General features: G+C 72.1%; 7 protein-coding genes. 1 reads left to right on the top strand and 6 read right to left on the bottom strand.

Annotated features, from left to right (window positions below; all coding sequences use genetic code 11):
- The 5 genes from ftsW to BKN37_RS23480 all read right to left on the bottom strand — a co-directional run.
- The coding region (gene ftsW, locus BKN37_RS23500; protein ID WP_242657339.1) for a putative lipid II flippase FtsW at positions 1–1,331 on the bottom strand (1,331 nt) is incomplete at its 3' end.
- A gap of 83 nt (positions 1,332–1,414) precedes the next feature.
- A complete protein-coding gene (gene murD, locus BKN37_RS23495) occupies positions 1,415–2,875 on the bottom strand; it encodes a UDP-N-acetylmuramoyl-L-alanine--D-glutamate ligase (protein WP_071029346.1) in 1,461 nt (486 codons plus the stop codon).
- Position 2,876: 1 nt separating this feature from the next.
- On the bottom strand, positions 2,877–3,956 hold the full coding sequence (gene mraY / locus BKN37_RS23490) for a phospho-N-acetylmuramoyl-pentapeptide-transferase (RefSeq protein ID WP_071029345.1): 1,080 nt from the start codon (positions 3,954–3,956) through the stop codon (positions 2,877–2,879).
- A complete protein-coding gene (locus BKN37_RS23485) occupies positions 3,953–5,434 on the bottom strand; it encodes a UDP-N-acetylmuramoyl-tripeptide--D-alanyl-D-alanine ligase (protein WP_071029344.1) in 1,482 nt (493 codons plus the stop codon). Before BKN37_RS23485 ends, mraY begins: the two co-directional genes overlap by 4 nt.
- Positions 5,431–6,966, bottom strand: coding sequence for a UDP-N-acetylmuramoyl-L-alanyl-D-glutamate--2,6-diaminopimelate ligase (locus BKN37_RS23480; RefSeq protein WP_071029343.1), 1,536 nt, complete (start codon positions 6,964–6,966; stop codon positions 5,431–5,433). The genes BKN37_RS23485 and BKN37_RS23480 overlap by 4 nt, the downstream gene beginning before the upstream one ends.
- A gap of 219 nt (positions 6,967–7,185) precedes the next feature.
- Here BKN37_RS23480 and BKN37_RS23475 point away from each other — a divergent pair, with 219 nt between their 5' ends.
- Positions 7,186–8,109, top strand: coding sequence for an acyl-ACP desaturase (locus tag BKN37_RS23475; protein ID WP_071029342.1), 924 nt, complete (start codon positions 7,186–7,188; stop codon positions 8,107–8,109).
- 6 nt (positions 8,110–8,115) lie between these two features.
- Here the strand turns inward: BKN37_RS23475 and BKN37_RS23470 are convergent, their stop codons facing one another.
- Complete coding sequence (locus tag BKN37_RS23470; protein ID WP_071029341.1) at positions 8,116–10,089, bottom strand: peptidoglycan D,D-transpeptidase FtsI family protein; 1,974 nt, start codon at positions 10,087–10,089, stop codon at positions 8,116–8,118.
- Between the last annotated feature and the right edge of the window lie 109 nt (positions 10,090–10,198).

Raw genomic sequence — 10,198 nt, 5'->3', positions numbered from 1 at the left:
GCCTGGGCGGGCGGGGTGGCGCGCCGCGGTTTGCGGGCCGGTTTGGCCGGCTGCGGACGGGACCGCAGCCGGTCGCGCAGCGCCTCCAGCGGGCTGGGCGCATACGGTTCGGGCAGCGGCAGCCGCAGCAGCCGGTTCATCCGGTCGTCGCGGCCGGCCCGCAGCGCGGCCACCGCCTCGGGTTCGTGCCGGGCCGCGTTGGCCATCACGCCGATCATCAGAAGCGTTGTGGCCGTGGAGGTTCCCCCGGCGGAGATGAGCGGCAACTGGATACCGGTGACCGGCAGCAGCCCGATCACATAGCCGACGTTGATGAACACCTGACCGATCACCCACATGGTGATGGTGGCGGTCAGCAGCCGCAAAAACGGGTCGGCCGAGCGCCGGGCGATGCGCATCCCGGTGTAGGCGAACAACCCGAACAGCGCCAACAACCCGAACGCGCCGACGAAGCCGAGCTCCTCGCCGATGATCGCGAAGATGAAGTCGTTGTGGGCGTTGGGCAGATAGTTCCACTTCGCGGTGCCCTGGCCCAGGCCGTCGCCGAAGATGCCGCCGTTGGCCAGCGCGTACCGCGCCTGCTTGGCCTGGTAGCCCGACCCCTGCGAGTCGGCGGCCGGATCCAGCCAGGACCGCACCCGGTCGGAGCGGTACCCCTCGGAGACCGCCAGGATCGCCGCGGCGACGATGACGGCCAGCAGCGAGCTGCAGAACACCCGCAGCGGCAGCCCGGCGTACCACAGCAGCGCCAACAAGATGATCCCGAGCGACACCGTCTGGCCCAGGTCGGGCTCGGCCACGATCAGCGCCAACGCGATGACGGCGGCCGGCACCAGCGGCACCAGCATCTCGCGCAGCGTGGCCCGCTCCATGCGCCGGGCGGCCAGCAGGTGCGCGCCCCAGATGACGAACGCGATCTTGGTCAGCTCGGAGGGCTGCATCGAGAAGCCGTGGATGACGAACCATCCGCTGGAGCCGTTGGAGATGGTGCCGATGCCGGGGACCAGCACCAGCACCAGCAACACGATGGTGAACGCGAACCCGGAGAACGCGACGCGGCGCATGAACCGCACCGGCATCCGCAGCGCCGCATAGCAGGCGATCAGCCCGATCACCGTCCACATCAACTGCTTGCCGAAGATCAGCCACGCCGACCCGTCGGCGTCATAGGAATGCACCCCCGAAGCCGACAGCACCATGATCAGCCCCAGCGTGGTCAGCAGCGCGGCCACGGCGACGATCAGGTGAAACGACGTCATCGGCCGGCCCAGCCAGGCCCCGAACCGGGTCCGCGGACCCGACGGCCGCGGCGGGGCCGCGGTGTCCTTCACGGCGGGCTTCTCGGCCTCGGCGGCCGCCGACCCACCCTTGGTCCCCCGATGCCGCAACCGGGTCAGCACGCTGGTCACGCCGATCAGGTGGTGGCGCGCGCGGCGGCCGCGAACGCGTCGCCACGCGCGGCGTAGCCGGTGAACTGGTCAAACGAGGCCCCGGCCGGCGCCAGCAGCACGGTGTCGCCGGGCCGGGCCAGGTCGCGGGCCGCCGCGACGGCCGCGGTCATCACGCGCGGACCGATCGGCCCCTCCGGCCCATTCACCACGCGTATCACTTTTGTAACAGCAGTCGCAGCAGGCGCATCCATATCAACATCCTCACCTGTCACAACCTCAACGACGGGCACATCGGGCGCGTGTCGTGATAACGCCTTGGCAACCTCGGCGCGGTCCCGGCCGATCAACACCGCGCCCACCAGCCGCGACGCGATCCGGGCCACGGTCGCGTCGATCGAGGCGCCCTTGAGCAGGCCGCCGGCCACCCACACCACCCGCGGGTAGGCCAGCACGGAGGCCTCCGCGGCGTGCGGGTTGGTGGCCTTGGAATCGTCGACGTAACTGACGCCGCCGGTGACCACCACCAGCTCGGCCCGGTGCCGCCCGACCCGAAACGCCGCCAGCGCCGAGGCGACGGCCCGCGCGGGCACCCCGACGGCGCGGGCCAGCGCCGCCGCGCCCAGCGCGTCGAGCACCCCGACCGGGCCCGGCACCGGGATCGCGGCCGCCGGCGCCAGCGCCAGGTCGTCGGCGAAGGCCCGGTCGACCAGCCAGCCGTCGCGCACCCCCAGCTCGCCGGCGGCCGGCTCCCCGAGCCGGAACCCGGCCCGCACCGGTGCGGCGGCGGTGTCGCGCAGCGCCGCCGCCCGGGCGTCGTCGAGCCCGACGACCGCCACCCGCCCGTCGAGCACCCGCGCCTTGGCGGCGGTGTAGTGGGCCAGGCTGCCGTGCCAGTCCAGGTGGTCCTCGGCGATGTTGAGCACCGCGCCGCCCTCCGGGCGCAGCGACGGCGCCCAGTGCAGCTGAAAGCTGGACAGTTCCACGGCCAGCAGCTCGGCCGGCTCACCCAGCACGTCCAGCACCGGGTCACCGATGTTGCCGCACAGCACGGCCCGCCGCCCCGCCGCGGTCAGCATGGCGTGCAGCATCGAGGTGGTGGTGGTCTTGCCGTTGGTGCCGGTGACCACCAGCCAGCGCCGCGGCGGCCCGTAGCGGCCCGCCGCGTCCAGCCGCCAGGCCAGCTCCACGTCCCCCCAGATCGGCACCCCGGCGGCCGCGGCGGCGGCCAATACCGGTGCGGTGGGCGGGAATCCGGGGCTGGTGACGACCAGGGCGTAGTCGGTGATGCGGGCTGCGGCGGCGGCCGGGTCGACCGTGGTCACCCCGGCGTCGACGTACGGCGCCAGGGTGGCCGGGTCGTCGTCACACAGCGTGGCCGCGACGTGAAACGGCGCCAGCGCGGCCAGCACCGCCCGCCCGGTGATCCCGGCCCCGGTCACCAGGACCGGCGCCCCGGCGACCAGTGGCGCCAGCGGATCGGTCATCTCACCCACCGGTGGTGGCGAGCCACTCACCGTAGAACAGGGCCACACCCAGCCCGCAGGTGATCGCGGTGAGCAGCCAGAACCGGATGATCACGGTGGTTTCGGCCCAGCCGGCCAGCTCGAAATGGTGGTGAAACGGCGCCATCCGGAACACCCGGCGCCCGGTGCTGCGGAACGCGACGATCTGCACCACCACCGAGATGATCTCGGCGACGAACAGCGACCCCAACACCACCGCGAGGATCTCGGTGCGGCTGGTCACCGACAGCCCGGCGATCACCCCGCCCAGCGCCAGCGACCCGGTGTCGCCCATGAAGATCTTGGCCGGCGCGGCGTTCCACCACAAAAACCCGACGCAGGCCCCGGCGGTGGCGGCCGCGACCAGCGCCAGATCCAGCGGGTCGCGCACGTCGTAGCAGCCCGGGTCGTGGGTGAGGGCGCACGCGTTGCGGTATTGCCAGAAGGTGATCAGCACGTAGGCGGCGGACACCATCGCCATCGCCCCGCCGGCCAGCCCGTCCAGGCCGTCGGTGAAGTTCACCGCGTTGGACCAGGCGCTGACCAGCACCACGCAGAACAGCACGAACAGCACCGGCACCAGGGTGACGGTGGCGATGTCGCGCACATAGGACAGCTGCACCCCGCCCGGGGTCAGCCCGATGTCGTTGCGGAACCCCAACACCAGCACCCCGAACAGCACCGCCGCGGTGATCTGGCCGACGGTCTTGGCGGTCTTGTTCAACCCCAGGTTGCGGGACCGGCGGATCTTGATCAGGTCGTCGACGAAGCCGACCGCACCCAGCGCGGTGGCCAAGCCGAGCACCAGCAGGCCCGAGGCGGTCGGGCCGTCGCCGCCGAACAGCAGGCCGAGCAGGTGGGCGCCGATGTAGCCGGCCCAGATGCCGGCCAGGATCGCCACCCCGCCCATCGACGGGGTGCCGCGTTTGGTTTTGTGGCTGGGCGGGCCGTCCTCGCGGATCTCGTGACCGAACCCCTGCCGGGTGAACAGCCGGATCAGCGCCGGGGTCAGCAGAATCGACACCGCCAGCGCGATACCGACGGCGAGCAGGATCTCGATCATGCGCCGTCCCCGGCGACCAGGGCGTCGGCCAGCCGTCCCAGGCCGGCCGCGTTGGACGCCTTGACCAGCACCACGTCACCGGGCCGCAGTTCGGCCCGCAGCAGGGCCAGCGCGGCGTCGGCGTCGGCGACCATGGTGGACTCGGAGCCCCACGAACCCTCCATGACCGCCCCGTGGTGCATGGCGCTCATAGACCTCCCCATTCCGACGACAACGAGACGAGAGACATCTAAGCGCACCGCCAGTCGGCCGATGCGATCATGTTCGGCTATCGCGTCCTCCCCCAGCTCGGCCATCTCGCCGAGCACCGCGAAGCTGCGTCGGGGGGCGCCGGTTTGCCGGGCGATGACGGCCAGCGCCTGCAGCCCGGCGCGCACCGAGTCCGGGTTGGCGTTGTAGGCGTCGTCGATGACGGTCACCCCGTCGGCGCGGGTGCTCACCTGCATGCGGTGCGCGGAGACCGGGCCCGCACCGGCCAGCGCGGTGGCCAGTTGCTCGGTGCTGGCGCCGCATTCCAGCGCGACCGCGGCCGCGCACAGCGCGTTGGACACCTGGTGGTCGCCGTGCACGCCGAGCGCGACGTCGACGGCGGTGTCCCCGGCGTGCAGGGTGAACCGGGCCCGGGCCAGCTCGTCGAGGGTCACCGGCCCGGCCCACACGTCGGCGGGGCCGGCCCGGCTGACCCGCACCACCCGGGCGGCGGTCTGGGCGGCCATCGCCGCCACCGCCGCATCGTCGGCGTTGAGCACCACCACCCCGGACGCCGGAACCGCCTGCGGCAGCTCGGCTTTGGTCGCGGCGATGGCCTCGCGGGAGCCGAACTCGCCCAGATGCGCGGTGCCGACGTTGAGCACCACCGCGATCTGCGGCGGTGCGATCGTGGCCAGCGCGGCGATATTGCCGGGGTGCCGCGCCGACATCTCCAGGATCAGGTAGTCGGTGTCCTCGGTGGCGCGCAGCACCGTCCACGGGTGGCCCAGCTCGTTGTTGAACGAGCCGGGCGGGGCGACCACCTGTCCCAGCGGCGCCAGCACCGCGGCCAGCAGATCCTTGGTGGAGGTCTTGCCCGACGACCCGGTCACCCCGATGATGGTCAACCCGTTGGCCACCAGCTCGGCGGCCACCGCGGCGGCCAGCTTGCCCAACGCCGCCAGCACCGCCGCCCCGGAGCCGTCGGTGTCGTGTTCGAGCACCCCGGCCCGGCTGCCGGACGGGGCGGGCTCGACCACAATGGCCGGCACCCCGACCGGCCGGGCCGCCAGCACCGCGACCGCGCCGGCGGCCACCGCCGCCGCGGCGTGGTCGTGCCCGTCGGCGCGCGCCCCGGGCAGCGCCAGGAACAGCCCGCCGGGGGTGATGTTGCGGGAGTCGAACTCCACGGTCCCGGTCACCCGGGTGCGCGCGGCGGCCTCCGGGGTGATGTCGGCCAGTGTGCCGCCAACGATTTCGGCGATCTGGGCCACGCTCAGCTCGATCACAGCGCCTCCAGGGCGGCCGCCAGCTCCACCCGGTCGTCGAACGGGCGGGTCTGCCCGTGGCTGGTCTGCCCGGTTTCGTGGCCCTTGCCCGCGATCAGCACCACGTCGCCGGGGCGGGCCCAGGCCACGACGTGGTCGATCGCGGCGCGCCGGTCCCCGATCTCGACCACCGCGGCGGTGCCGCCGGCGGCGCCGGCCACGATTTCGCGGCGGATCGCGGCGGGGTCCTCGCTGCGCGGGTTGTCGTCGGTGACCACCACCAAATCGGCCAGTTCGGCGGCGATCTGTCCCATCGGGGCGCGTTTGCCCGGGTCGCGGTCACCGCCGGCGCCGAACACCACCGCCAGCCGGGAATCCGGACGGCGCAGCGTTTCCAGCACGGCGCGCAGCGCGCCGGGTTTGTGCGCGTAGTCGACCAGCGCCAAAAAGCCCTGGCCGCGGTCCACCGGCTCCAGCCGCCCGGGCACCCCGGCATCGCGTAACCCCAGCGCCGCCTGCTCCGGGGACACCCCGACGGTGTCCAGGATCGCCAGCGCGACAAGGCAGTTGGCGATGTTGTAGCGGCCGGGCAACCGGATGCCGACCCGGTGGTGCACCCCGACCGGGTCGACGACGGTGAACTCCTGGCTGCCGTCGGGCAGCGCCAACACGTCCTCGGCGCGCCACCGGGCGGGGCGGCCCGCCGCGCTGACCGTGATCGCGTCGCCGAACCGGGCGGCCATCGCGGTCCCGGCGTCGTCGTCGACGCAGACCACCGCGGTCCGGGCGCGCAGCGGGGAGGCCGGGTCAAACAGCCGCGCCTTGGCCTCGAAGTAGTCGGTCATGCTCGGGTGGAAGTCGAGGTGATCCCGGGACAGGTTGGTGAACCCGCCGACCGCGAACCGCACCCCGTCGGCGCGGCCCAGCGCCAGCGCGTGGCTGGACACCTCCATCACCACGGTGTCGGCGCCGCGTTCGGCCATCACCGCGAGCAGGGCCTGCAGCGCGGGCGCCTCCGGGGTGGTCAGCGCGCTGGGCAAATCGGCGCCGTCGATGCGGACCCCGACGGTGCCGATCAGGCCCGCGGTGCGCCCGGCCGAGCGCAGCCCGGCCTCGACCAGGTAGGTGGTGGTGGTCTTGCCCGAGGTTCCGGTGATGCCGATGACGGCGATCCGCTCGGAGGGATGCCCGTAGACGGTGGCGGCCAGGGCACCGAGGATCTCGCGGGGGGCGGGATGCACCAGCACCGGCACGGTGCGGTCGGCGCCCATCGCGGCCGCGCCGGCGGGGTCGGTGAGCACCGCGACCGCGCCGTGCTCGACGGCCTGGCCGGCGTAGTGCGCGCCGTGGGTGGCCGACCCGGGCAGGGCGGCGAACAGGTCACCGGGCGCGGCGTCCTGGGCGCGCAGCGTCACCCCGGTGATGCGGGTGTCGGCGACCACGCTGCCTTCCGCGGGCACCGCGCTGACCTGGGACGCCAGCGTGAGCAGCGGGATCCCGTCCCCGGTCCGCGGCCGCAGCGTCGTGGGCACCCCGAGATCACCTCCGTCCACCGCCGCGCCATCTTCGGCCTAGACACCCTATGCCAACGCGGCTGCGGCACGAGCAAGGCACAAGCCCGAAAACTTAGGAGGCGATGCGAATGCGGGGCAAGCGTTGACAGGCCGCGGCCGACGTCAATAACCTGAAGTTACGGTTCCGTAACCGTAACTTACGTTGACGTAGGTTGGTCGGGGATGAGGCATTGTCGCGACGCTCGAAAGGCGCGAATCATGACCGAATCGAACACCGCACTGCTGTATGAACTCGAGCCCGTGGTCGCCGCGAATCTGGACCGGCACCTCGCCGCGGTGCGCCCGTGGCAGCCGCACGACTATGTGCCGTGGAGCCGCGGCCGGGACTTCGCGTTCCTGGGCGGCCAGGACTGGACGCCGCAGGATTCGCCGCTGGATCCGGTGGCCCGGGCGGCCTTGACGGTCAACTTGCTCACCGAGGACAACCTGCCGTCCTATCACCGCGAGATCGCTACCCGGTTCGGCCGCGACGGCGCCTGGGGGTCCTGGGTGGGCCAGTGGACGGCCGAGGAGGGCCGCCACAGCGTGGCGCTGCGCGACTACCTGGTGGTGACCCGGGGTGTCGATCCGGTGGCGTTGGAGAACATGCGGATGGCGCACACCGCCGCCGGGTACGACTCCGGGGATAAGACGCCGCTGCAGGCGCTGGCCTACGTGTCGTTCCAAGAGCTCGCCACCCGGATCTCGCACCGCAACACCGGTCGGGCGTCGGGCTGCCCGCTCGCCGAGCAGTTGCTGTCCCGCGTCGCGCTCGACGAGAACCTGCACATGGTGTTCTACCGCAACCTGATGGCCGCCGCGCTGGACATCGACCCGGACGCGGCGCTCGGCGCGATTCGCGACGAGGTGCTCGGCTTCGCGATGCCCGGCATCGGGATGCCGGGCTTCGAGGAGAATGCCTTGACCATCGCCAAGGCGGGGATCTACGACCTGCGCATTCACCACGACGACGTGCTGCTGCCGGTGCTGCGCTACTGGAAGGTGTTCGACCGCACCGACGTTGGCGCCGACGGCGAGAAGGCCCGCGAGCAGATCACCGATTTTCTGGCCGCCCTCGACGAGCGGGCCCGCTACTACGAGGAGAAGGCCGCCGCCCGGCGGGAACTGGCCAACGCTCGGTAGCCGGCGCTACATCTGCTGCAGGGTCAACGGCGCCCCGGGATCCGGTGACAGCGGCACCTCTTCGCGCTGCAGCAGCCAGCTGGCGATGTCGTGGAACAGCGGGGCCGCCGACGATCCCGGCGAGCCGTCCGCGGCGCGGTGCGGGTTATCCATCATCAGGCCGATGACGTAGCGCGGGTTGTCGGCGGGGGCCATGCCGGCGAAGGTGATCCAGTAGACGTCGTTGAAATAGCAACCGCAGGCCGGGTTGATCTGCTGGGCGGTACCGGTTTTCCCGGCGATCTGATATCCCTCGACCGCGGCCTGCGGTCCGGTCCCCTGCTGATAGCCCATCGGGTCGCGTTGCACGACCGCGCGCAACATGTCCCGCACCGTCGCCGCGGTCTGCCCCGAGACCACCCGAACACCTTGCGGGCGCGGCTCTTCGGTACGGGTGCCGTCCGGGGCGATGGTCGCTTTCATGATCCGCGGCGGGATCCGCACCCCGTCGTTGGCGATCGCCTGGTACATGCCGGCCATCTGCAGCAGCGTCATCGAAAGCCCCTGCCCGATCGGCAGGTTGGAGAAGGTGCTGCCCGACCACTGGTCGATCGGCGGCACCAGCCCGGCGCTTTCCCCGGGCAGGCCGACCCGGGTGCGTTGGCCCAGACCGAATTTCTCCAGCATGTCGAACCAGCGGTCCGCGCCGACCCGCTGGGCGAGCATCAGCGTGCCCACGTTGGACGACTTCCCGAACACCCCGGTGGTGGTGTAGGGCGTCACGCCGTGGTTCCAGGCGTCGTGCACGGTCACCCCGCCCATGTCGATCGAGCCCGGCACCTGCAGCACCTCGTCGGGGTTGCTCAACCCGTATTCGATGACCGACGCGGCGGTGACCACCTTGTTCACCGAGCCCGGTTCGAACGGCGAGGTCACCGGCAGGTTGCCCATCTGCTTGTCGCCCTGGCGCCCGATGTCCTGGGACGGGTCAAAGGTGTTGTCGTTGGCCATGGCCAGCACTTCACCGGTCTTGGCGTCGAGCACCACCGCCGAAACGTTTTGTGCCCCCGACGCGTTCTTGGCCTGCTGCACCTGCTGCTGCACGTAGAACTGGATGTCGTCGTCGAGGGTCAGCTGCACCGTGGACCCGTCGACCGCCTTATGCCGGTTGCGGTAACTGCCGGGGATCACCACACCGTCGGACCCGCGGTCGTAGGTGACCGATCCGTCGGTGCCGGCCAGCACCGCGTCCAGCGAGTCCTCCAGGCCCAGCAAGCCGTGGCCGTCCCAGTCGATGCCGCCGACGATATTGGCCGCCAGCGATCCGCCCGGGTACTGCCGCAGATCCTGCCGCTCGCTGCCGACTTCGGGGAACTTCTTGGTGATCGCCTCGGCGATGGCGGGGTCGACCGAGCGGGCCAGGTAGGCGAAGGTGTCGTTGCTTTGCAGCTTCTTTTCCACCGTGGCCGCGTCCGGCTTGTTGTTGAGCCGGGCCGCCACCTCGGTGGCGATCTCGTGCAGCCGCCGCTGCGGGTCGGGGGCCGTCGGGTTCTTCTGTTTGGCGTCGGCCAGCTGCTGGCGGATCTTGACCGGCTGGAACGTCAGCGCGCGCGCTTCCACGGTGAACGCCAGTTTGTCCCCGGTGCGGTCGATGATGGCCCCGCGCATCGCCTGTTCGACGTCGGTGACCTTGAGCTGGCCCGCGGCCTCGGCGCGCAGCCCGGCCGCCCGCGGCACCTGCAGATAGAACAGCTGCGCCGCGGCCACCGCGAGCACCAGGAAGATGACCGCGTTGCCGCCGCGGTGCCGGAAGACGAATGATGCGCTGCGGGAGCCGAATTCCACCGCCTGGCGGGTGCGGCGCGCCCGGGCCGAGTGGCCCAGCGGCTCGGTGCTGCCCTTACCGGTTTTGGCCGCCGGGCCGCCCTTGGCACCGCGCTGCCCGCGCGCGGGCCGCGTCGACGCCGGCTGACGGGTGCGCGTCCGGCCGGCGCGGCTCACCGGGCGACACCCGCCGTCGCGCCGGCCACCGGGGTGAATTGCTCGGGGTTGACCGGGGTGGCCGCCGGGGCCGCGGGCGGCGGTGCGGCGACCGGGGGCTGGGGTACGA

The sequence above is a fragment of the Mycobacterium talmoniae genome (assembly GCF_001854525.1).
Lineage (GTDB): Bacteria > Actinomycetota > Actinomycetes > Mycobacteriales > Mycobacteriaceae > Mycobacterium > Mycobacterium talmoniae.
The sequence above is the reverse complement of the archived record's forward strand: the minus strand, read 5'-3'. Positions and strand labels throughout refer to the sequence as shown.